Annotated in this window: 23 protein-coding genes; 9 read left to right on the top strand and 14 right to left on the bottom strand. The window is 41.6% G+C overall.

The window, feature by feature from the left end:
- Positions 1-18: 18 nt before the first annotated feature.
- The 3 genes from NST85_RS02340 to NST85_RS02330 are packed head-to-tail and all read left to right on the top strand — an operon-like array spanning position 19 to position 2,527.
- Positions 19-1,125: a GerAB/ArcD/ProY family transporter gene (locus NST85_RS02340; RefSeq protein ID WP_341188427.1), complete on the top strand. Its 1,107-nt coding sequence runs from the start codon at positions 19-21 to the stop codon at positions 1,123-1,125.
- A 19-nt stretch (positions 1,126-1,144) separates the two neighbouring features.
- Positions 1,145-1,378: a hypothetical protein gene (locus NST85_RS02335; protein ID WP_341188426.1), complete on the top strand. Its 234-nt coding sequence runs from the start codon at positions 1,145-1,147 to the stop codon at positions 1,376-1,378.
- Between the two features lie 24 nt (positions 1,379-1,402).
- Positions 1,403-2,527, top strand: a complete 1,125-nt coding sequence (locus NST85_RS02330; protein ID WP_341188425.1) for a GerAB/ArcD/ProY family transporter — start codon at positions 1,403-1,405, stop codon at positions 2,525-2,527.
- Position 2,528: 1 nt separating this feature from the next.
- On the opposite strand, the gene NST85_RS02325 is transcribed toward NST85_RS02330, so the two are convergent.
- Positions 2,529-2,735 (bottom strand): hypothetical protein, encoded by a 207-nt coding sequence (locus tag NST85_RS02325; protein WP_341188424.1) that lies wholly within the window; start codon positions 2,733-2,735, stop codon positions 2,529-2,531.
- 350 nt (positions 2,736-3,085) lie between these two features.
- Here NST85_RS02325 and NST85_RS02320 point away from each other — a divergent pair, with 350 nt between their 5' ends.
- A complete protein-coding gene (locus NST85_RS02320; RefSeq protein WP_341188423.1) occupies positions 3,086-5,443 on the top strand; it encodes a zinc ribbon domain-containing protein in 2,358 nt (785 codons plus the stop codon).
- 64 nt (positions 5,444-5,507) lie between these two features.
- Here the strand turns inward: NST85_RS02320 and NST85_RS02315 are convergent, their stop codons facing one another.
- The 6 genes from NST85_RS02315 to NST85_RS02290 form a co-directional block, all read right to left on the bottom strand.
- Entirely contained in the window at positions 5,508-6,407 is a 900-nt protein-coding gene (locus tag NST85_RS02315) for an AraC family transcriptional regulator (protein WP_341188422.1), read from the bottom strand.
- A 177-nt stretch (positions 6,408-6,584) separates the two neighbouring features.
- Positions 6,585-8,171 (bottom strand): MFS transporter, encoded by a 1,587-nt coding sequence (locus tag NST85_RS02310; protein WP_341188421.1) that lies wholly within the window; start codon positions 8,169-8,171, stop codon positions 6,585-6,587.
- Between the two features lie 164 nt (positions 8,172-8,335).
- Complete coding sequence (locus NST85_RS02305; RefSeq protein ID WP_341188420.1) at positions 8,336-8,806, bottom strand: MarR family transcriptional regulator; 471 nt, start codon at positions 8,804-8,806, stop codon at positions 8,336-8,338.
- A gap of 219 nt (positions 8,807-9,025) precedes the next feature.
- Positions 9,026-9,847, bottom strand: coding sequence for an ABC transporter ATP-binding protein (locus NST85_RS02300; protein WP_341188419.1), 822 nt, complete (start codon positions 9,845-9,847; stop codon positions 9,026-9,028).
- 20 nt (positions 9,848-9,867) lie between these two features.
- Positions 9,868-10,914, bottom strand: a complete 1,047-nt coding sequence (locus tag NST85_RS02295) for a FecCD family ABC transporter permease (RefSeq protein ID WP_341188418.1) — start codon at positions 10,912-10,914, stop codon at positions 9,868-9,870.
- Positions 10,914-11,894, bottom strand: a complete 981-nt coding sequence (locus tag NST85_RS02290; protein WP_341188417.1) for a FecCD family ABC transporter permease — start codon at positions 11,892-11,894, stop codon at positions 10,914-10,916. Before NST85_RS02290 ends, NST85_RS02295 begins: the two co-directional genes overlap by 1 nt.
- A gap of 220 nt (positions 11,895-12,114) precedes the next feature.
- Here NST85_RS02290 and NST85_RS02285 point away from each other — a divergent pair, with 220 nt between their 5' ends.
- A complete protein-coding gene (locus tag NST85_RS02285) occupies positions 12,115-13,134 on the top strand; it encodes an ABC transporter substrate-binding protein (protein WP_341188416.1) in 1,020 nt (339 codons plus the stop codon).
- A 75-nt stretch (positions 13,135-13,209) separates the two neighbouring features.
- On the opposite strand, the gene NST85_RS02280 is transcribed toward NST85_RS02285, so the two are convergent.
- The 3 genes from NST85_RS02280 to NST85_RS02270 all read right to left on the bottom strand — a co-directional run bounded on the left by NST85_RS02280 (position 13,210) and on the right by NST85_RS02270 (position 15,586).
- Positions 13,210-14,076: an IS3 family transposase gene (locus NST85_RS02280; protein WP_170220213.1), complete on the bottom strand. Its 867-nt coding sequence runs from the start codon at positions 14,074-14,076 to the stop codon at positions 13,210-13,212.
- Entirely contained in the window at positions 14,025-14,375 is a 351-nt protein-coding gene (locus NST85_RS02275; protein ID WP_127193234.1) for a helix-turn-helix domain-containing protein, read from the bottom strand. The genes NST85_RS02280 and NST85_RS02275 overlap by 52 nt, the downstream gene beginning before the upstream one ends.
- A 116-nt stretch (positions 14,376-14,491) precedes the next feature.
- Complete coding sequence (locus NST85_RS02270; protein ID WP_127193108.1) at positions 14,492-15,586, bottom strand: threonine aldolase family protein; 1,095 nt, start codon at positions 15,584-15,586, stop codon at positions 14,492-14,494.
- A gap of 438 nt (positions 15,587-16,024) precedes the next feature.
- On the opposite strand from NST85_RS02270, the gene NST85_RS02265 reads away from it, so the two are divergent.
- From NST85_RS02265 to NST85_RS02250, 4 genes are all read left to right on the top strand, one after another.
- Complete coding sequence (locus tag NST85_RS02265) at positions 16,025-16,537, top strand: hypothetical protein (RefSeq protein WP_341188415.1); 513 nt, start codon at positions 16,025-16,027, stop codon at positions 16,535-16,537.
- Positions 16,538-16,585: 48 nt separating this feature from the next.
- Positions 16,586-16,981, top strand: a complete 396-nt coding sequence (locus tag NST85_RS02260; RefSeq protein WP_341188414.1) for a hypothetical protein — start codon at positions 16,586-16,588, stop codon at positions 16,979-16,981.
- 29 nt (positions 16,982-17,010) lie between these two features.
- A complete protein-coding gene (locus tag NST85_RS02255; RefSeq protein WP_127193111.1) occupies positions 17,011-17,574 on the top strand; it encodes a TetR-like C-terminal domain-containing protein in 564 nt (187 codons plus the stop codon).
- A gap of 99 nt (positions 17,575-17,673) precedes the next feature.
- Entirely contained in the window at positions 17,674-18,252 is a 579-nt protein-coding gene (locus tag NST85_RS02250) for a hypothetical protein (RefSeq protein ID WP_307398269.1), read from the top strand.
- A gap of 64 nt (positions 18,253-18,316) precedes the next feature.
- Here NST85_RS02250 and NST85_RS02245 read toward each other — a convergent pair whose 3' ends face one another.
- From NST85_RS02245 to NST85_RS02230, 4 genes are all read right to left on the bottom strand, one after another.
- Complete coding sequence (locus NST85_RS02245) at positions 18,317-19,993, bottom strand: glycoside hydrolase family 13 protein (protein WP_341188413.1); 1,677 nt, start codon at positions 19,991-19,993, stop codon at positions 18,317-18,319.
- 264 nt (positions 19,994-20,257) lie between these two features.
- The gene (locus NST85_RS02240; protein WP_341188412.1) at positions 20,258-21,364 is read right to left on the bottom strand and encodes a polysaccharide deacetylase family protein; all 1,107 of its coding nucleotides are present in this window, start codon (positions 21,362-21,364) and stop codon (positions 20,258-20,260) included.
- A gap of 87 nt (positions 21,365-21,451) precedes the next feature.
- Positions 21,452-22,636, bottom strand: a complete 1,185-nt coding sequence (locus tag NST85_RS02235; protein ID WP_341188411.1) for a response regulator transcription factor — start codon at positions 22,634-22,636, stop codon at positions 21,452-21,454.
- A complete protein-coding gene (locus tag NST85_RS02230; RefSeq protein ID WP_341188410.1) occupies positions 22,614-24,473 on the bottom strand; it encodes a sensor histidine kinase in 1,860 nt (619 codons plus the stop codon). The genes NST85_RS02235 and NST85_RS02230 overlap by 23 nt, the downstream gene beginning before the upstream one ends.
- Positions 24,474-24,485: the final 12 nt, after the last annotated feature.

Genomic DNA, 24,485 nt, shown 5'->3' with positions numbered 1-24,485 from the left:
ACTGAGGTGAAACATAGAATGCTCGAGGGTGGGAAAATAAGTATTCGTCAACTTACCATACTAGTGATGCTTGTTACTATTGGAGATTCGATTCTGGTGTTACCTTCTATACCCACCTTTTATGCACAGCAAGATGCTTGGATGTCAAGTCTCATCGGCATGACAGCAGGCTTATTGGTTGTCTACATGTTCTGTATGATCGGACAACTTTACCCCCATTTGACCTTAATTCAATCCATTCAACAAATATTAGGGAAATGGGTTGGGGCCATCGTATCATTACTTTTCCTAGCTTACTTTTTTCTTTCCGCAACAGCACATACGCGGGAAGTGGGTGATTTTTTGAATATAGAAATGATACAGGAAACTCCCCTTCAGGCGTCTCAAATCTTATTTATAAGTATTGTGATCATGGCAGCAAGATTAGGACTTGAGGTCATTGGGCGCACAGCGGAATTTTTCACACCGTTGATCCTCATTATTTTCCTCATACTGATCATGTTCCTTTTACCACAAATTGAACTAGAAAGGATAGAACCCCTCCTGGAAAACGGAATAAAACCTGTACTAATGGGATCTATCCCTTGTCTCGCTTTCCCCTTTTTGGAGTTGGTTACCTTCTTAATGATTCTACCTTATGTAACTCAAACAAAAAAGATAAGGAAGGGATTCTTACAAGGTGCCATGTTCGGAGGTATTATATTGATCATCATTATCGCGATGTCCGTTCTTGTTCTCGGTGCAGATGAAACTTCGAGAAGTATATATCCCAGTTATTCCTTGGCTAGAAAAATAAGTCTCGGCCGCTTTCTCGAGAGAGTTGAATCCTCGATAGCCCTTATGTGGCTATTAACCATATCATTAAAGATAATTTTGTATTTTTATGCTTTCATTCTAGGGTTAGCACAACTGTTCAATTTAAAAGAATACCGGATGCTGGCTTTGCCTGCAGCGATGCTCCTGATTGTACTCTCTCCGCTCATTTCTCCCAATATAACTTATTACAATGTACTGATTGCGAAATACTGGCCGTACTTGGATTTGACTTATGGGTTACTCTTTCCGCTGTTATTGATAGGGGTATATTATGTTCGCAAAATATCCAAGAAACTTACTGAAGCTTAGGGAAAAAGGAGGACTCAACATGCTGACTATAGCAGGAATTCTTATAGCTATTGCTATAATTATTGCAATTGATGTTCCCGTTCTTTTGAGAAAAAAACTACATAAGGAGCTTTGGCTATTCTCCTTTCTGCTATGCCTCGGGACTGTGCTAGGTATTGTTCAAGCATTACATATCCAGATTGCTAATCCTATGGATTGGCTGATCATGGTTTACAAGCCAGTTGCTGATCTTATAGAAACATGGTTAAAGTGACAACCGAGTGGAGGGGATTCAACGATGACCAAAAATGATGAGGAAGTTATCATGTTAGGGAAAATAAAAATAAGCTCGCGACAGTTCTCCATACTAATAGCTATATATATGATTGGTAGCGCCATTTTGAATATTCCAGCTATGTTACAAATCGTAGCTAAACAGGATACTTGGATTTCTACGATCGTGGCGTTGGTGGTAGGTTTATGCGTTTTACCTTTATACATCTATCTTGGCAACCGCTTCGCACATGCTAACTTTACATGGTATATCGAGAAACTCCTTGGCAAATGGCTGGGAAAGATAGTTGCCCTTCTGTTTCTTGTCACTTTTCCAGCTATCGTTGCTATACTTACGCTTCGTAATATTGGAGACTTCATGACAACGCAGATTTTAGAGGATACACCTATCCAGGCTATTCTTATCATTATACTAAGTGTAGTGATCATGGGTGCTCGGCTCGGACTTGAACCTCTGGCACGTGCAGCAGAGCTTTTTTTTCCTTTCATTATGGTTCTATTAATAGTCTTCATCGTATTAGCGTTCCCACATATCAATTTTAACAATGTTCAGCCGGTACTCGAGAATGGATTAAAACCTGTACTCAAAGCATCCCTCATATTTATTGCCTATCCTTTTATGGAGCCCATTATATTATCCATGCTATTTCCAAGCGTTCAACATACCGAGAAAAATGGAAAAGCACTATTTACTGGCGTCCTTATCGGAGGATTTATTATGGTCGTCATTACAATACTCACCATCCTGGTATTAGGAACACAAACGGTAAGCTTTGCCTACCCCAGTTACGCATTAGCGAAACTTATTCGCTTGGGGGACTTTTTGGTACGAATTGAAATCATCATGGCGGTGATTTGGTTTATCACGATCTTCGTAAGATTAGCCCTACTGTTTTATATATCTATTGTGGGGATAGCCCAAGTATTAAATTTAAAGGACTACCGCTCCTTGACGTTCCCCATAGCCCTTCTGCTGGTCCCTCTTTCGCTTCTGGCATTTCCAAATGCTGCATATTTTCAAGAGTTCACACCCATCTGGACCATCCATGCCCTAGTAATGGGATTCATCTTTCCACTTTTGTTATGGTTGATCGATATTTTGAAAGGTAGAGGCAAGAAGACACCGTGAATTACAAGTAAATACAAGGTGCTTCTTTTTTGGTCACCTTATTCTTGATCACTTGATTCAAGACTACTTGCCCTTCATTCTGGATACTTCGCAGTGCTTCATCCAGCGATTTCTGCTTATTTTGAACTTGTACCATTTCACGATCGACGATTGGCTGATAATGACTATTCGGAAGGGATCTTCCATACCTCCAAATCAAATTATTCATTTGCTGCTCCGTACCATTATGTTTTTTTGTTGGTAAATAGTTATAAGTTTTACAGGCGTACAAATTCTAATCTGTGTCGAAAAGAGAGTTTTTACGTAAAACTATGGCGCAGGACTCTAGAACTATATATACTTAATCCTTGAGGATAATCTTGGAATAAACGGGTATATAGTCCTCTAACATTCATCAGATACATAAAGTAGCCCACATAGCTCCTCTAAGCTGTCGTAGATGAAAGTACCCCCCCGTCCTTGTAAGAAGAAATACATAAGCTCAGCATGTTTGAAGAAAAGTAATTGGTTTGTTGACTCAATTGGCGAAATATCAAAATGATTAAGGAGTGGATATTGATGAGTATGGCAAAATTCTGCGCTAATTGTGGCGTACCCAGGAGAGAGAATGCTAAGTTTTGTAAAGAATGTGGACAGTCTTTCCTTCAAGAGGACGTTTCTTCTGTTTTAGCTCCAACGGAGACAGAACTTGAGCTAGAAACAGAAACAAAGATAGAAACAGAGACTGAGGCAGAGGCAGAAAGTGCAGCCCCAACAGAGGAAAATAACATAATCGTAACGGAAATAGAGGAATCTTTAATAGAGGAAGTAGCTTCAACTGATGTTATGACCTTAAATGAGAACGTAGCCTTAACAGAAACTCCTGAATTAAACGAAACAAGTCAGCCTCCTAGTAGCACCCGCAATAGATTATCTGGTGTTATTAATCAACGCACCAAGAAGCCACTTATCTATGGAGCTGCGTTGCTCGGGCTTATACTTATTTGTGGCGTGGCATGGTCCATTTTCGCCTCAAGTTCCTCCCAATCCTCACCTCCACTGGTGTATATCAAAGATTTTGAGTTGAACCTATCGGTCGACAAGCAGGATAGACCCATCACAGCAACAAAAAAGTGGATGGATATGGATGAGGAAACTCGAAAAGAAATAGATTTATCTTCTTCCGGTGAAGAAACTAGAACTTCAGACACTTCATTCTACAAGTTAGGAGAAAGTATTTATTTCTGGGTCAAACTGAATGAACGCGCAGACCGCATGTTCTATCTGAGTAAAATTAGTGAAGATGGGACAGCCAGTCTATTTTACTCCGACCCAACAAAGCTTTCTAAGTCTAAAGATGGAGTAGAAAGTTTTGATCAGGGAGTTCGTATCTCCTCCAATCTTAATATAAATCAATTCAATCCCTTTCAAATTACTAGAAACGGTGACTATGCACTATATCTCAAAAATTATGAAGACCAGAGTGGCAGCTTATATCTGTACAATATGAAAGAAGAAATACTTATCGACAACAATGTAGCGGATAATTATTACTTCTCTGAGGATGAATCTTCAATCATCTATATGAAAGTAATGGACGATGATACTAGCGATCTTTACATTAAATCACTCGATAGTAAGCGTGAAAAAGTAAAAATTGATAGTGGTGTTGCGCAAATTATCAACTACTCAAGTGATTTGAAAAAAATATATTACACCAAATCTAATGATGATTCAGAAAGCTCAAATTACTACTCACTTTATGTGAAAGAAGACGGTAAAGATAAGCGTAAGATCATCTCAGATTATTCTGGCATGGAATCCAGCAGTATGACGGATGAGTTTTTCTTCACCAGAACAACGATGAATAGTACTAAACTAATCGATTTTGTTGAAGATGATATGGCTACTAGCGATCTCAATATTACTGAACCAGTCTATAGCGATTTTGAGTATGAAAGTACCTACACCGATTATTGGGGATATACATATACCACTACGGATGTCGACTATGACCAATACTATCTCGCATACGATTTGTATCAAGATAAATTGGATCGGGATACTCTTAGAAGCGATTTAGAGTACGAAGAGTTGTCTACTATAACTAAGCAATTATTTCTATATACGGACGGTAAGGAAAAAGAAGTCTCCAGCGAATTAGCCTGGGTTAATTATGCTGATGCCGCAACAAAATCTGTTATTTATGTAAAATCCGAAACCGTTAAAAGTCCTACCGATAAGATGAAGTTATCCGAAATTAGTAGCATATATGACGTTAAAGATCGTTATGAGACTAACAGTAGCAATAGTAGCAGCAAATACATTGTGTTAAACGGTGGAACGGAACAAGAAATGTCGGAGGATGCAAGTGAATCCTATAGGTTCACGTTCAGCGAAGACGGCAAAAAGCTGTATTATTCAGAAAATGAAAACGATAATGAAAGTACCTCCGGTACGCTAGTTGTATGGGATGTACTTGAAGGCAAACTCAGTAATCGCAAAGTTATCGACGAGAATGTCGAGCAATACATGTTCGTCAATGATATTATTTGGTATTACAAAGATGTGAAGGATGACAAAGGCGAACTGTTAACCTATAGTAAGGATGGCAAGAAAGTCAAAATTGCTTATGATGTTCAACTTGGAAATACAACGGTATATCCTGAGGATGACGTCGTCTTGTACATGACGGACTTTAATACTAAACGTCTAATGGGCTCCTTATTCATGAAACAGGGAGACAAAAGCACCAAAATTAGTGATGATGTAAGCTTCTACAATTACAATAAAGTATCACGGTTATTTTACGTCTCCGACTATCGTTTGAAGAACGGAGCGGGCGATTTGTGGGAATATCGAGGTAAAGACGAGAAGAAACTAATCGATAGCGATGTACAAACCATGCTTCCGATTCAGTACGGATTTACATTCTAAAATAAAAGTTAAGGGGCTACCATACTGATGGTAGCCCCTTACTTTCTAATTATACACCTATACATTATTCACTTTTCACTACCGGAATGTGAATCTCCATCACCGCTCCAGTCTCGTCATGGCAACGTTCATCATAGAACTCATAATCCACTTTACCCGGTGCAAACTCATATCCCGAATCAGGAAACCATTCTTCAAAAATATACTTTGCAGTACCTTCGATCGCTTTGGCAAACGCACAATCGGCGTAGTCAGCGGGAGGCGTCGTAAACACTGCATAAGTGGCCTCGGGGACGCTTCCCCTAAACATCTCTTCCTTAGCGTTATCGAAATTCTCTACTTTAACACCAATCACATACGTAAATGCACCCGTCTCCATATTCGGAGGAAAACATACACAATACTCCCCATGTTCTTCAGGTTTGAGCTGTTCATATAATTGATGCTCTAGTCCATCAGCATCAAAGTGATTCCAGAATGCGGGGATGTCTCGCTTGCTTCGGCTTTCCTCAAATGTAGTTTCAAGTGCATACCCAACAATATTAAATGCTGGTTTGGTTATAAATTTAGGTTCCAGAATAATTCCTCCATATAGATTCAACTTTTCATAAAGGGCAAGATTAACTTTCCCAGGCACTTTTGTACTCACATATTTACGATAATTTTCAGGGGAACACCCATAAACCTTCCGAAATGCTTTACAAAAGCCGGAATGAGTCTCAAACCCATATTCCATGGCAATATCGATAATCTTTTTATTGGTAGATAATTCAACAACCGCGTGAGCCAGTCTCCGTGTTCGCACATACTCCATTACGGGCATTCCGACATACACATGAAATAACTTATAGAAATGATCAGGGGAAAATCCCGCAATTCCAGCTAAAGTTTCCACAGTTATTTTTTCGGTAAGTTGTTCTTCAATGAAATCAATACTCTTCTGAAAACACTCCATATAGTTCATATGGTTCCTCCTCCCGATCGGTAATCTAAATTTACCATCAATTCATAAATGGGACTGTTCCAAAATTGTCATGTTGATTATTTTTCCTGGAACATTCTGTTGTGCCATACGAGAACAAGAGGTCTATCCTATGCGAACAGGGATAGACCTCTTGTTGTATTTGTTCATATCTTGCGATTACGCCAATGGTATCTTGACAGGTTCCTTTTGCAGCGATTTTTTACGGTAGATGGATAGGATAAGGATGGAAACGATGACTAGAGTGGAAATAATGGCCGCCGTTAAATATAAGTTTCCAAAGCCTTTCCCAATACTGTCATGTATTGCGTTCATAATGATTTCTTTAATGGTCGGATCAGGTATTTGCTCTACTGCCTCATATAGTTGGGAGGTGCTCATTCCCGAGATGTCTGAGAAGGCAGGTCCACTACCGCTAATACCTGCCGCCGCCAGTCCACTCTTGATTTCATTGCCAATGTTACTAGCCCCAGCCGCGATGAAACCAGCATAAAGTGTCGGGGACAACGTTAGTCCAATTTGTCTTATCAAGGATAATGTCCCCAGGGCACTACCTTTATTGCTGTTATCCACACTTTCAGATACAAGTACATTCAATGGAGCTCCAAGCAAGAATCCAAACCCTACGCCTGCGATCATACTTGCAATGACGAACTCCCATCTTTCTGTCACCCAGAGTGGGAACAAAGCAAAACCGACAAGTGAGATAACGCCCGAAATAATGGTTGTAAACACGGGGCCTTTTTTATCCACCAACACACCGCCTAGACCAGCACCCACGCCGGATGCTAGTGCAAGAGGTGTCATCCAATACCCCGATTTCTCAGCTGATACACCTAAGAATTGCTCCACAAACGAAGGGATAAAGATTACGGCTGCAAGTAATCCTCCCGAGAAGAAACCGATTAGCAGCGTCCACTGAAACACTTTGCTACTAAGAAGCGAGTAAGCCAGTATAGGGTCACCACTTCTTGCTTCCAAATTTTTCTCATACAGAACCAACAAGATAAACAGTATAACCCCACCTAGGACGAATCCATAGACCATAGGGTCAGCAAAACTACCGAAGAAGTTGCCTGCATCCAAATTGGTGATACCGTACATCAGCGATAAGATCGCTAGGGATAAAATAGTCGTTCCGACAAAATCCAACCGTTTTGTGGAAGATGCCTTTGTCTCCGTAATGAACGGAATACCTAGAATAATTAAAACTGCTGCGATAGGTATGTTGATTAGAAATAACCAATGCCAGTTACCTGTTAGATCTAACAGAAAACTACCTACATTAGGACCGAGTACCGCTGCCATACCGTTCATAGCACCCAATAACCCCAATGCCTTCCCTTGTTTCTCCTTCGGTAAGGTCGTTAGGACGTGGGAGCTACCGATAATAAATATCCCCCCTCCTCCAAACGCCTGAAACAGCCTAGACAGTAAGAACATGGGAAACGAACTACTAAGGGCCACAAGCAGTGACCCGATTCCGAACAAGGCCACCTCAATAAGAAATAATCTCTTACGTCCAAATCGATCAGACAGTTTGCCGATAATCGGTACACTAACCGCCAATCCCAATGTATAGAGTGTTATTCCCCATGATCCCCATGAAGCAGACACCCCGAAGGAATCATTGATTGTCGTTAGAGCGGCTGAGATAATGCCGTTGTCTAAGGCAGCCATAAATACCCCAATGGTAAACAACGTAATCGCCCAATTGGAGCTGTGCTTCTTTTGCACCGAATTCATTCATATCCCTCCTAAATTTATATACATTATTAAATAGTTCACTTCAAGTTAACTAAATATATAATCAATTATATGCAGCTCCCTGTCAAGCATCACATAAAAAAAGCCAACATCCCCCCCTGATAAACAGAGAATATGTTGACTAAATATAATGTGCCCTATTTTTAATCTTTTAACGCGATCGATAGAATCGTAAGGCCTTGCTTCACAATTTCTTTTTCAGCGTCTGTCATTTTTTGAAGGGATCTTTTGATTTTCTCATGCCCTTGTTCATATAATCCTCGAAAAATACTCTTCGCACTCTCTGCTAAACTGACATCGATCGAACGTCGATCAATTTCAGAAGGTTTCCTAATAATGAAACCCGACGACTCCAATCGGTCAAGCAGTCCGGTCGTATTAGGCAATGAAGCACCCATACTATCGGCGATTTCACTTACTTTCAAACTCCCATGATTGTTGAGTAGCATTAACACCTTCATTTGCGGCATACTCATATCTAACTTCATCCACTCCGATACATCGCCTAAACCAGCTGAAGTGAGTACCTTCATATATAGCACCCATACTTCTCTTTCATCAGGAGAAAGTATATCTTTTTTCAATGTAGTTGTATCATGCAAATTATATTCCATATCATCACATCCTTAACGAGAACTACCTTCCTTTATTATAGGATGATTACTTATAAAGTTATAGTGTTAGTCTGTGTCATAATTTCACACCACAAAAAAGCAACCTCAGGAGGTTGCTTTTTTAAATAGCGAACAGAACTTCCTATTATATAATAACTAATTTATTCACATCCGTACGGCTCGAAAAACGATGATCCTGCGGAGATCCGCCGCTGGTATTTAGATTCTGCGCATTCTTCGCTGCCTAGCCGCACAAAGTCTGCTATTATCATGTGGTATGCATAGAGGAGTACCATAAAGAGGATCGGGAATGATATCACATTTCAACCGGAACACCTTCTCAATCATTTCTACATTAATCACTTCGCTTGGTTCGCCCTGAGCCTCAATTTTACCATCCCGGATCGCAATGATATGATCGGCATAACGGCAAGCCAGATTGATATCATGAAGTACCATGACAATCGTCCGCTGATCCCGGTCATTCATTTCAAAAAGAAGGTCGAGCACTTCGATCTGATGCGTCAAATCTAAATAAGTGGTAGGCTCGTCCAGGAGAATAACCGGTGTCTCCTGTGCCAGTGTCATGGCAATCCATGCACGCTGCCGCTGGCCACCCGATAATGAATCAACCGATCGCTCTGCAAGCTCACCCATACCCGTTGCCTCCAAAGCCTCTTGAACCACAGCCTCATCCTCACGCGACCATTGTTTCAGCCAACTTTGATAAGGATATCGGCCTTGTTTTACCAATTGCAACACCGTCAACCCATCTGGTGTACTTGGACCTTGCGGGAGAATAGCAAGCTTACGCGCAACTTCCTTTGTGGACATGCTGGCAATATCGCCACCATCCAATAATACTGAACCACGCTGTGGTTTCAGAAGCCTCGCCATGGATCGAAGTAGCGTCGACTTGCCACATCCGTTACTGCCAATGAATACAGTGATTTTCCCCTGTGGAATCGTCATATTTAAATCTTCGAAGACAAATTCGCCTCCATAAGATAATCCGAGTCCCTTTGCTTCTAATGTACTCATAACAGTTCTCCTTCTCCAGCTTAATAACGATTCCGGTTACGATACAGCAGATATATAAAGAATGGTGCGCCAATTGCCGCCGTTAATACACCAGCCGGTACATCTCGTGGTAAAAAGACAGTACGCGCCGCCAGATCTGCCACTAATAAAATTAACGCACCAAGCAGCGCACTAACAGGTAGGACACTGCCAAAGGATGAACCCACAAGTTTGCGTGCCATATGAGGCGCCATTAATCCGATAAAAGCAATCGCTCCACCTATAGCAACCGCAGATCCGGCAAGAGCTACACTCAGAAAAATTAGGAATAGTCGTTGCTTCTGTACTGAAGCCCCCGCTCCGCTCGCCACATCATCGCCCAGTGTCTGAATATTAACATTCCGTGCCTGCAGCCAAGTGATCGGAAGAAGAATGGCCACCCAGGGTAGTAACGTGAGAACATCTTTGTCCCATGAAGTACCATAGATACTTCCACTCATGAAAACTAAGGAGCGCTGCGCCAGTATTAACGGTCCTGAAATAATAAACATATAAGAGATAGCCTTAACAGCAGCCGAGAGTCCGATGCCCACAAGAATGAGCCGTAACGGTTCAACTCCATGTTTCCAAGACAGAATGTACAACAAAGCGGCCATGAGTAGCGCCCCGCCAATAGCAGCAAGTGGCATCCAATGAATCGACACCGTACCTCCGAATATAAACATAAAGAGTACTGCTCCGAGTGAAGCCCCTTCCGTAATCCCTGTCACATCCGGTGATGCCAATGGATTACGAATAACTCCCTGTAAAATGGCTCCCGCTACAGCTAATGAAGCACCGATTAACGTCGCAATCACAATCCGCGGCAATCGGAGTTTCTCAACAACCACCTGTTCCATAGGTTCTCCCCTACCCAAGATTGCTTTGATAACACCAAGAGGAGAGATATATAGGCTACCAATACCTGTACTAATTAGCATAACAACGATGCAGAGTATGAATAAGATTAGAGTAACCCACAGGGTTCTTTTCTCTATTAAAATTGAAAATTTAGAATTAGCCGAGCGAAGTGATCTATATTTACTCATTACGTCCGTCTGCCTTTCCTAGCAATATATACGAAGAATGGCACACCTATAATCGCGGTCATGACCCCGACGGGAACTTCCTTCGGCATAGCGATATATCTTGAGCCTAAATCAGCCGCTACAAGTAACAAAGCGCCTAACACTGCGCTATATGGTAGAATCCAGCGGTAATCGTTACCTACTAAGTAACGAACAATATGTGGGATGATGATGCCAACAAAAGCAATCGGACCCGCTACTGCAACCGAAGCACCCGCAAGCAGAATCGTCGAAATCGCAGCGAATAATTTAATATGTGCTGTACGCTGCCCCAGTCCCTGAGCAACATCGTCACCCATGGCCAAGACGTTCAAGTGACGCGCAAGTAGCAAGGCAATTAACATGCCCACAGCCATATAAGGCCAGACGGTTTGGAGCTGCGCCATGTCTCGTCCGGCAACCGAACCGACCAACCATACGAGTACCTGGTCAAACATTTTACCATCTGTAAGCATAAGTCCTTGGGTCAGAGAAGCAAAAAACGCAGTCATGGATGCCCCAGCAAGTGTGATCTTGACCGGAGTCATTCCGTCCCTACCTATACTCCCCAGAGTAAAGACGATACCTCCACTTACAGCAGCACCTATCAATGCGACCCATGTAAATGCTCCCATCCCCGATATCCCCAGCAAAGATGCTGACATCACGATAAAAAAAGTTGCTCCGGAGTTTACTCCTAAAGTGCTAGGTGAAGCAATAGGATTACGCGTCATGACCTGCATAACTGCCCCAGCAACTGCTAAGCAAGCCCCAACGGAAGCAGCAATCAGTGCTCTAGGAACACGAGTTGTGCGAATGATCAAATGTTCAGTACTCATATTATAGTGCGTAAATGATTCCCAAACGGAACTAATTGGGATATCCGTAACTCCAAAAGCAATGCTACACACGATGGCGATAGCAAGCATTAATAGTGAAATAACTAGCAAAACGATTCTCATATAGTCACTTTCTTCCGAAAACTATTCTAATTTAAATATCTTATTTAAAAGGAACTTACTACTTGTAGAATTTTAGAGTAAGCTATATATAATGTCAATGATTGTGATAATCATTCTCAGATTTTTATTGACAGTTAGTTCCTTTACCATTATAGTTTAAAATTGCAACTGATAATAATTCTCACACAGAGAGATTCATACCATTTAGGGGGACATAATCATGCTAGCTAATTCGACACAAACAAAGAGCAGAAGTATTACTTGGTTAGGGATGCTGGCGCTGATTCTAGCCGTGGTGCTATCCGGCTGTGGAAGTAATGATGCCACCAACAGTGCGGGGCAAACCGATCCAACGACAACAAACAATACTGCTACAAATACAGATAATCAAACTCGTACCGTGAAGCATTCAATGGGAGAGACAGAGATCACAGGAACCCCACTTAAGGTTGTTGTACTGACAAATGAAGGTACTGAAGCCCTTTTGGCACTTGGCGTGAAACCAGTCGGGGCCGTTAAATCTTGGACAGGCAACCCTTGGTATGATCACATCAAAGCCGATATGGAAGGTGTAACAGAGCTTGGCGAAGAGAGCCAGCCAAACCTTGAGTTGATCGCTGGTCTGCAACCGGACTTGATCATTGGTAACAAAATGCGGCAGGAAAAAATATATGAGCAATTAAAAGCCATCGCTCCAACTGTTATGGCGGAAGACTTGCGCGGTGAATGGGAAATCAACTTCAAACTGTATGCGGAGGCATTAGGTAAAACCGCCGAAGGCGAAGATCTGATGGCTGCATACGATAAGCGAATTGAAGATTTCAAAACCAAAGCTGGCGACAAATTAAATCAGACAGTATCCGTTGTACGTTTCATGGGTGGTAAGACACGTGTCTATCACACCAACACATTTTCAGGAATTATATTTGACCAAATCGGGTTTGCCCGCACGGAAATGACGAAGAATGCGAAAGACACATTCGTGGATGAAATCACGAAAGAACGTCTGCCAGAAGCGGACGCTGATCGTTTATTCTACTTCACGTATGAAACTGGCGATGGTAAAGCAAATGAGACAGAACAGGAATGGATTAACGATCCGCTATGGAAAAACCTTAGCGCCGTTAAGAACGGCCAGACCTATAAAGTTGATGATGCTATTTGGAACACCGCTGGTGGTATCAAAGCAGCAAACCTGATGCTGGATGAATTATACGAAATTTATGATATTCAACAATAAATATCGCGCTTCAAAGAAAAAGAGCTGTCCCCTTCGAATGGTCAAGACCCCAATTAGTAGACACTGTAAAAACACCTAGGACACAAGCTGGTTCCTGTACTCAACAGGAGTCAGCTTGTTTAATTTTCGTTGTGCTCTATCTTCGTTATAAAAACGAATAAATTCTTCAATTCTTCTTTGTGCCTCATCGGTACTTCGTATATCATAAGGGTAGAGTGCTTCGACTTTAAGATGAGAGAAGAAGCTCTCGATTGAGGCGTTGTCATAACAATTCCCTCGACGTGACATGCTGATTTGGGCTCCAACCTGTGGCAGCATGTCATGGTAAGCATGAGACGTGTACTGGCTTCCTTGATCGCTGTGAACGATCAGCCCGGTCACGTCTTTATGCTTTTCAAACGCCTTTCGAAACGTCTCTAAGACAAGCGGATTGTCATTATTCCTACTAATGTGGTATCCGACGATTTCGTTATTCCACAGATCTTTAATGGCAGATAAGTAAATCTTGTCATCAAAAACACGATATTGCGTAACGTCTGTTGCCCATTTCAGATTAGGTTTATCGGCTTTAAAGTCTCGGTTCAACAAGTTCTCTGCGATCCTTCCATCCGAAACAGCCGCCTCATGACTTGTTCTATGGACGTACTTACGGCGTATAATCGCTTGAATACCTAGTTCCTGCATGAGTCGTAGAACCTTCTTATGATTCACTACAAGACGATATTGGCGATACAATTCATCCTGTATACGACGGTATCCTACAGTCTTGTTACGTTGCTCATAAATGATACGGATCTTAAGCTTCAAATCCTCGTCAATATGCTTATTCTTGCGCTTTAAATAAGCATAGTAACCGCTTCTGCTAATCCCCAAATATACACAGAGCTCCTTTACGGTTTGTTTATGCTTAAGTTCGTCGATGACGACATATCTATCCTGCAACCCTCCCGATTCAAGATTTGTAACCACTTTTTTAGGACATCTACCTCCAACTGCAAACGACGCAACTCACGCTCTTGCTCTGTTTCAGCCTTGTGTGGATCTCCACGTCTATCTTCAAATGCAGCTTGTCCTTCTGTCCGATACTTCCTCACCCAAACCTTAACACGGTTTTTATCGTTTATTTCTAAGTGTTCTGCAATCTTTCTGTAGCACCATCCATCCTCAATAAACAGTCCTACCGCTTCTACTTTAAGAGACTCAGGATAATGCTTAAACTTCTGACCCTTCTTTGCTGGCATAAAAAATGCACCCCCTAGAATTTCATCGGCTAAACCCGGGGGTTTTTCCAATGTCTATTCTAAGGGGTGCACTTCAGAATAGGTGGCAGCTCTTTCTTTTTTATGTCATAACGGTACTAGATCATCGCTCTCATTTTCTCGTCTAGCATTTGAAAAGCATTCTTTATCGCTTCTGTGGGAATATTAGCGTACCGATCTCCGATACTAAGTTCACTATAACAGCTTGTCTCGTCAATTTTCGTTAAATAACCTACTATACCTAGCCCGGTGGCTTCATAGATACTGAATAGAACAGGTTCTAACTTCTCCTTAGGCACAGCAAAATGTATATGGAACATGTTAGATACAGGTTTCGCAGGTTTTGAATTAACCCCGTGACACTCATTCACAATAGTAGCAAGTTCTTTCGCATCCTCATAATACTGCCCCATTTTATCCACTCTCTGTTCGAAGTAATAATCAGAACTAATAATATAAGGGTACAGGCTTATGAGATCACCACCGTGCCGTCTCTTCCATACCTTTGACTCTTTGGTAAAGTCAACATCGCCAGCAAGAACCGCTCCTGTAATCCCACCGATTCCTTTGTAGAAGGAAATATATACACTATCAAACAGCGCACATATCTCAGCAGCCGATTTTTGATAATACGGTAGGATCTCAAACAATCTCGCTCCATCCAAATGCAGCTTAATCCCCTGCTCACGGCAGTAAGTAGAGATCGCTTCAAGTTCGCTGTATTCTGGCAATTGCCCGCCAATCTCACGTTGAGGTAATTCAAGCAATAAGCATGCAATATCCTCATTCATGTTACATACATCATCCAAAGTAATCAATCTGTTACTGTCCGCAAGTAGAATAGGCTCAATATGGTGAAGTTCCTTCAATCCATCTTCCTCATGAATCTCTAAATGACACAAAGGATGGTACGCTACTCTCTTCAGCCCCTTCTGATCGCACCATATTCTCAATGCAATCTGCTGGGCCATCGTTCCACTAGGAAAAAAAACAGCCGATTCCTTCCCCAACACCCCTGCCATTTTCTCTTGAAAATCCTCAATCACTTTGCCTTTACCATACATATCACTATCCAGATTGCCATCGATATGTTCTAATGCCTCTTTCAATACTTGAATACTTCTTGGACCATGACCCGACAAAGGATAGGTTGTTTGTTTAAATGCTTCTGATAATGTTAAATTTTCGTTCATCTAGTAGCGCTCCTTCTTGTTTCACTAATGATCACCATTTTAATATGTAGCGTGAAATTTGGACCTCTATATACATGATATATGCTATAGAATCGGTACCTTGTACGGTTGACGGACACTGAGTACGCTAATTACTCCAAATACCCCAATTTCCGCATTATGCGGACAGTGGTTCCGTTATTGACATAAATTCCAGATAAAATCAGCACTATACTAACGGATAACGGATCCTATGTCCGCTACTGCACCTAAGTGGGTGCCTTTGAACGAAATAAGGTACCTCATGTCCGCCTAGCTACTGAAAAAGAAAAGCCAGCACATATTTTGGGATAGAGCCCAAAATTAAATATAGTCTTTTAGGATTTCTTATATCACTAAGAAAAGACTACTCCCTTTCCCGCCATGTTACAATAAAAGAAAACGGAGGAGGTACCACTCATGTTCCATCCTACTGTCTTCGACAATATTAAGGTAGCTATTGAGAACCAGATCTATGACTATGATAATTTGGACGGAATTCTTGTGGTTACGGATCGCTCCGACCTTCTGAATATGGCGCTGATGTCCAGAGAGTTTAGTCTCTCGTTCAAACTAATCGGAGGCCTGAAGGTCACATCAGAAATTGTATTAAGTGCTTCAACCAAAGATTTGAATGACGAAATACTGGATGCTCCAGACACGAATCCCGGCTGCAATCTGCAGCTTCGCTTTTATACTCAAGTACAAGATATCCCTTCTCGATGTCCGGCTATTGAGAGTATTCTACATGCGATATGGGGACCTGATTTACGCCCTATTCAAGCCTTGAGTTTTATTTATGGTGAAGATAAAGGTTATAATAATTGCATTGAGCTGCAATTCAAACGGCAGATCACTGAGGAACAGATGGAGGATATCCCCGACCTGTTGCAGCATCTGTTGCAGAGTGCAGAGGAACTTGAAGCGGTATAATCCAACATTCTAATATAGAGCCACATCTTGATATTGGGGTGAATAACAATGAAATATATGCCCCCCACCAAAAGCGATCGTTGGATCACATGGATGCTGATTTATGCCATACTACTCTGGTTACCCTTCATTCTGCATCGGTTCGTCCTACTAGGACAGACATTTAGCCTTACGATATCTCTGCGCTTCGCCCTTCTTGCCCTCGTAATGTCTGGTATTGTTAATGGTCTCGGATGGCTCGGTGTCCGTTTAGTATGGTTAATCACCACAATCGGAATTGTTATTGGACTGGGGCTTATGTTCATCTATTCCAACAGAGACATGTCTGGCTGGGCTGATCTTGCGGCCTTTTTGACCTTCTACTTATGTACATTAGGAGGATTTACCCTTGGCTTATTGACGGAAGGAATGTATTGGCTAATACGGAAGCTTCATAAATCCTGAATTATGGAACTATCAATGAGGTGATATTCGTGTCCAACTCTTTGCTGACAAAAAATGCTCTGGCCCATTCGTTGAAGTCCCTGATGGAGCATACTACGATAAATAAAATATCTGTGCAGCATCTTGTGGATGATTGTGGACTGAACAGACAGACCTTCTACTATCACTTTCAAGATATATTTGATTTGCTTGGTTGGATTTACAAGACTGAAGCAGTCGAAAGCATCGCTCAATATCGTAGCTATAGTACCTGGACTGACGGCTTCTATAAAATTTTCTGTTATATTGAGAGCAACAAGGCCTTCTGTTGTAACACGCTAGATTCACTCGGTAGAAACCATTTGGACAACTACCTCTATTCCGTTACGAATGATCTCATAATGGGGGTTATTAACGAACTATCTAGCGGTATAAATGTCCGTCTCGAGGATAAGCAGTTTATTGCTAACTTCTATACTCTAGCCTTCACTGGCCTCGTAATTCAATGGATGAGAGACGGTATGAAGGAACAACCTAAGCAAATTATTGAGAGGCTCAGCATTCTAATCGAAGGAAATTTTCTAAAAGCCTTGCACAAATATGAGAATAAGTAGTCGTAGCATAAATCGTCATCCTCATATTAAATTGATATACATTAAGCCCCTCTTACCTTAAGATAAGAGTAATTATCCAATAGGGGGTCACTTAATAACGTGAATCATAAATTCGGTTATACTCAATACTTAGTTAGAAAAAAGATCATTTCCATCGTCGGTGCCAAGTTCCATATTTATAATGCGAATGAGGAGCTAGTGATGTTCTCCCAATTGAAAGCCTTTAAATTGAAAGAGGACATTCGGCTATACAGCGATGAGAGTATGACCGAGGAGTTACTTACAATTTCAGCCCGTAGCATGGTGGATTTCTCCGCAACCTATGACGTTAAAGATCCGAGCACTGGAGAACATGTAGGTAGCTTACGCAGAAAGGGATTCAAGTCCATTCTGAAGGATGAATGGATTATAATGAGCCCGAATGAGGTTGAAATTGGACGGATTAAGGAAGAAAGCAGCGTTCTTGCCTTATTACGTCGTTTCTTATCCAATCTGATCCCTCAACAATATAATGTATTGATGAATGGGAGCACAGTTACTACTTTCAAACAAAATTTCAATCCATTTGTCACGAAAATGAATGTCGATTTCTCAGCCGATCCGAGTCATGTTCTTGATCGCCGGTTAGGGCTTGCCGCGAGCGTATTGCTCTGCGCAATCGATGGGAAACAGAACTAGAACTTATATATACACAAAAAGCAGGATGAAATTCATCCTGCTTTTATTGTGTTAAATGAAATATTTAATTCAATTGATATGCAATAGCTTCGTAAGGTTTCAATACAAACTTATCATCCGTCTGCCCAACACGTTCATAATTGGAGAGAATGACACGCCTACTCCGTTCGTTTAGCTCCCTCGGCATCGCAAACATTGGCGTATTCCCGAAGAAATTTAGCAAGATTAGAAATGTCTGATCTTCGAACGTCCGTGTATATGCGAAAATTTCTGGATGCTCCGTAAGCCTACTCTCATATCTTCCGTATATAAGCGCTTCATTCTCCTTACGCAGAGCGATTAACTTCTTATAATAATTCAGAATCGAGTCTGGGTCAGACATCTGCTGATTCACATTAATCTCATGGTAGTTAGGGTTAATGCGAATCCAAGGTAATACTGTAGAAAATCCACTGTTTGGAGTATCATCCCATTGCATTGGTGTTCTTGCATTATCACGCGCCCGGTACCTGATCCTGCGCATCGTATCCTCTATATCTTTTCCATCCATCAGACGTTCACGGTAAAAATTATAAATCTCCACATCGCGATAATCACTAAGTTCATTGAACACTACATTCGTCATACCAATTTCCTGCCCCTGATAAATAAATGGGGTTCCCTGCATTAACATATAGAAGGTGGCAAGCATTTTGGATGATTCTTTATGATAGTATACAGGATCACCAAAACGCGAAACAGAACGTGGTTGATCGTGATTTTCTAGATATAACGCATTCCAACCCACACCTTCCAGACCCGTCTGCCATTTGTTCATAATCGCCTTTAAGTCGGCCAAGTTCCACGGAGCGCAATCCCAGCGCCCTTCCGGACCAAAGTCTATGTTGACATGTTCGAATTGAAAGATCATATTAAATGCGCCGTTCTTTTCGCCAATCCACGAGTCAACTTCAGTTATAGGGATTCCACTCGCCTCACCAACCGTCATAATATCATAACCAGCAAACCCTTCACGCCTGAACTGACTAATAAACTCCCCAATTCCTTCGATGTTTTGGTGTCCAGCCATAGAATTTACGAAACGGAGATGATTCGGATTTGGCATATCTGGTAGTCCGGGTAGCTTCTTAATATGTGATATCGCATCTACCCTGAATCCATCAATCCCTTTATCCAACCACCAACGGATCATTTGAACTAATTCCTGCCTTACGACTGGATTTTCCATATTTAAATCTGGCTGTTTTCTCGAGTAGAGATGTAAATAATACTGATCCGTCATCTCATCGTATTCCCATGCCGAGCCATTAAACATCGACTCCCAGTTATTTGGTTCCGCCCCATCCTTTGCGTCCCGCCAAATGTAATAGTCCCGTTTCGGGTTGTCCCGGGAAGACCTGGATTCAACAAACCATGGATGTTCATCCGATGTGTGATTAAGTACCAGATCTAAGATGATTCTCATATCGCGCTTATGAACTTCTCGTAAAAGTGTGTCAAAGTCCTCCATAGACCCGAAATCATCCATGATATCCTGATAATCACTAATATCATAGCCATTATCATCATTTGGAGATTTATAAATGGGACAAACCCAGATGACATCAATCCCAAGTTCCTTCAAGTAATCCAACTTGGAGATAATCCCTTGCAAATCCCCTATACCATCACTATTCGAATCCATGAAGCTTCTTGGATATATTTGATAAGCTACTGCTTCTTTCCACCATATTTTACGCATGCGCTAACCCCCTTAGATGCTATAACTCTGGCACCTAGTTTAAGTATTTATCTTGAATCTTCAAGTAAAACAGACACTTTCCCGATCTGCATATAAAAGAGTATGGTCATCCTCGTCCAAAATATCCGGTCCATCTCCCAAAATAGCTAACTCTTGGGTTACATTACCCATAATTGTCTCATCCTGCTTACGGAGGAACAAAAAAGACTATGATAATTTCTTATCATAGCCTGTGCCCCATAAGGGTATGAACATTTATTATATTTACTCGTTACCTGATTTATCTTCCGTGATCTCCGATTTCCAGCCAAGTTGTCTACACATCTCATTCATTTTGCGGATATCGCGTCTTGCCTCTATTCGGGTTAGCCCCAATTTGGATGCTGTTTCTGCAGCCCAGCGGAGAAGGTACACTAATGTATCCGCTTGCGCTTCTCTAGCCGCATTATCTAATAATACAAGACTATCTTCTGTAACGCCGGCACGTACATAACCCCAATACGTACCTTCGAATTCACGGATGGCAAAGAGCTCACGATTCTCCGTAATACCGAATTCTTCAAGAGGATTCTTCAGATGTTCAAGCCATTCGCTCTCCGAATTAAACTGCAGCGTATACTCCGGAATATCCCATTTAATCGTCTGAGCTGCTAACTCGGCAAATTCCTCGTCCTGCAAAGTGATCCAGTTATCTACGGGATGATCCAGCTCAGCAGGAACCTCTACAGTAATCTTCCAAGGTCTGTAGCCCACTTCTACTCCAATGGACTCAAGTATTTCGGGAATCCCTACACCTCTTAGTCCTCTTTGTTTGGCTATCTGGATAAGTTGTCTTAAGGCTTCAGGTGAACCTACCGCAATATCATTGCTATGTTGGACAACAATCGTTCCATTTTCAAGACCAGGCTCGACCTGTGCTACGATATCCTCTGCAGATATGCCTTTCCAGTCTCCAGAATCGATGCCTTCGATATCCAGATATCCGCCCCACTCAGCAAGCCAATCCAGATTTTCTTCACGAAACGAACAATAAGGGAAACGCATAAAATTGGGGCAAGGGAGACCCGTTGCATCCTGATAGGCCAGCTCAGTCAATTTCAATTGCTCCAGAAATACGTGCTTCGGCACTTGTGCCATGCGGCGGTGATGATACGTATGAGGGGCAAGTACGTGACCCCGGGAAAGGACTTCTCTTGCTCTATCCGGGTGTTTATCCATCCACTCTCCAGTGAAGAAAAAGGTTCCAACGACTTCTTCTTGTTCCAGAACATCTAACCACAACTCTAGTGGTAGCCTGGAAGGTCCGTCATCAAACGTAAACGCGCAGATTGCTTGGTTAGCATCCCCTCGCCAAACCGCTTTTGTTGACATATTGCCGCCTCTTTTCTATCTTGTTATACAATATATTATAGACGGGTAGCTAAAGTTATTCTACTATTGTCCTCTCTCTATCTAATACTATCTTACTGTTCTTACTTCAATACGGTGCTCTTGTCGATATTCTGTAGGCGTAACGTTAAACTTTTTACGAAACACCTGTGTAAAATGCTTCACATCCTGATATCCAACCTTTTCTGATATATCGGCAAGCTTAAGCTGGGGATGAATAAGAAGTTGCTTCGCTTGTTCCATACGCAAATGAATCACGTATTCCTTGAAACCATAACCCGTCTTTTGTTTGAACACCTGACTAAAGTAAACAGGATTAAGATAAACAATCGAAGCGACTTTTTCCAATGTTAAGTCGGTATTATAATAGGTTCTAATGTACTGCAATGCTACCTCGATGACTTGGCTCCCACCTGTTGCATAATACTCAAATTCATGGGATATTGAATCCTGATGCATCCGCCGCACTTCATTTGGTATGGCATCAAAGTCGTACAACACTTCGGTCTGTAGGATTTGGAAGGGTACTCTTAAATATTTTTTCAAATGAATACGGAGTTGTTCCAACATGGCCTTTATACTTTTCTCTTCATTAATCGTTATGAGACCCAATACACTTTTTGCATCAAAGCTAGTAGCAAACCCCTTACCATACGTATCCATCATTTCAGTGAGCACGTTATCAATAATAAAATGTTCTAGATGGACTAACTTATCACTTTCCATCTTCACCATAATTAATTGAAACTTCTGGTGATTGGCTATAACTGAAGCCATATCCATGCCTCCAATATTAAGGCCCGATGCCCAACGCTGAAACACCGCTTCACGGAGAAATTTCAAATTATTCTTTAGCATTTTGGATTCCTTAACAATCTCTACTTCGCTCCCAATTTTGTCACTTAGCCTCACGATCATCTCCAGAAGCATATCCTTGCCTATCGGCTTAAGCAGATAATCCACCGCTCCCAACCGAACCGCTTCCTTAGCATACTCAAATTCAGAATAAGCGGAAATAATCACCCATTTTATATTAGGATATTTGGCTTTAGTTAGTTGCATCAATTCCAGTCCTGTCATACCTGGCATTAGAATATCCGTCAGCACAATATCGATAGGGCGACCTCGCAGTAATTGTACGGCCTCATCTGGATTGGCTGCCAGATAGATACCGTACTGCGGATAAGCCTTCTGGATCGTTCGTTTAATACCTTCCCGAATGGCCAATTCATCATCCACGATGAGGATGTTCATCTCCATATCCCCCTTTTAAATAAATCGAAACCGGTATCGGTAGCACAACTATAACGGTTGTTCCTTCCCCTTCTTTGCTCTCAATACACACGCCATAAGCTCCCCCAAACATCATATTGATTCGGGCGTGAACATTATGTAATCCGATGCCTCTTCTCGGACGGTTTATTGGCTCCAATACCGAGTTAGGATCCATTTGCAAAGAAGCTCTAACCTGAGACAGTATTTCTTCATCCATTCCCATCCCGTTATCGGTAATTCTAATTTGAAGTTCACGATGATGTTGAGTCGCAGATACCAGTAACTTACTCGGACTACCTAGCATAGGCTCCAAACCATATTTCACAGCATTTTCGATAATCGGTTGAATGGTCACTTTCGGCAATACGACTTCAAGCCACTCCTCATCCACTTCAATTTTCGTCTGAACTCGACCTTCTAGACGACTCTCAATAATGGTCAGATAATGACGGATCTGCTCTAGCTCCTGACCGAGTGTGGTTTGTGAAGCTTCCTCCCAATTACTGCTGTAGCGAAACATTTGGGATAGAGCAAGGATCACTCGACTGAGTTTTTCGTTTCCCTTCTCATCTAACATCCAATAAATCATATCTAACGTATTGTATAAAAAGTGAGGATTTACTTGAGATTGCAGCGCCTGCAATTGCGCGTTCTTCTCACTAACTGATGATACTTTGATACGCTCGATCAATTCATCCATTCGATGAACCATGCGATTAAAGGAAGAGACAAGACTGTTGATCTCATCAAATGAGTCTACGTTCACTGAACCGCTGAAATTCCCTAATTCAACTTTTTTCATTTCACGAATTAATAATTTTAAAGGTGAAGCAATCGTTCGCGATACAATTGAAGCTAACACCGTGGATAAGACAATGAGGACAAGAACAACAACGATTAAGTATAGTCTCGTCTGGTTGATCTCAGCGTTAAAATCACTCTTAGGTGTGAGTCCGTATATTGTCCAATCTGCAAGTGAAGTTTTCGCCGCAACGATCAATTGATCTGATTTATCATCGACGATAATTGCCTGCTCATCCGTAGGCATAGGGAGTTCGGTGAATTCAGGTAGTTCATCCCCTTGCTCGCCATTGCTAGCAATCACCACATCATTAACTCCTGTAATATATACCTTACTATCGGGACTGATACTGACATTAGATAACGCCTCTGTAATTGGGGTTGGGTCCGTCTCAATAACAATGATTCCTATAGATTTATAATCCGTGAGGTCATAAAGCTGCCGACCAAATACGAAAACCTGATCTTGCTGTAACGTGTTAATGGGTGATCTATCATACATTCCAAGCCAAACCATATTCCCTGAGGACGCTTTCAACTTGCTATACCAGTCGGTTTGCGCGTAATTAATATCAATAACACCGGCAAATTGTTTCTCATAGCTGTAGACTTTACCAGTATTCGTAATGATATGGATCCCCACAATCTCCTTGCGGGAATAGTAGGCCGCACCAATGATATTCGTAATCCATCGCTCATTAATAACCGAAACCGCCAGATTACCAGAGTTCTCTTGGAGCAGCCGAGTTAACTCATAATTTCCATTCAACGATTTCGTGACACTATTATAGCCCTCTAGCATGAGATCGAACAGACCCGCTGTTTGGGAAATGTTCTTCTCTGCAATGTCACTGATTTTAGAATGGATAATGCTAATCGCACGTGTATAATACAGGAAACTAACGAGGATTAGGATAACAGTCATACAAGTTAAGAAAAGCAGAAAAAGACGGCTATGAATAGAACGGAATCCTCGAGTAATCATGGTATCTCCTTTCACTCGATATGTTTCCATTTTATCACAATA

The organism is Paenibacillus sp. FSL K6-2524, assembly GCF_038005525.1.
GTDB classification, from domain to species: Bacteria; Bacillota; Bacilli; order Paenibacillales; family Paenibacillaceae; genus Fontibacillus; species Fontibacillus anaericanus.
Note: the sequence above shows the minus strand (reverse complement) of the source record. Positions and strands in the feature narration are given on the sequence as shown.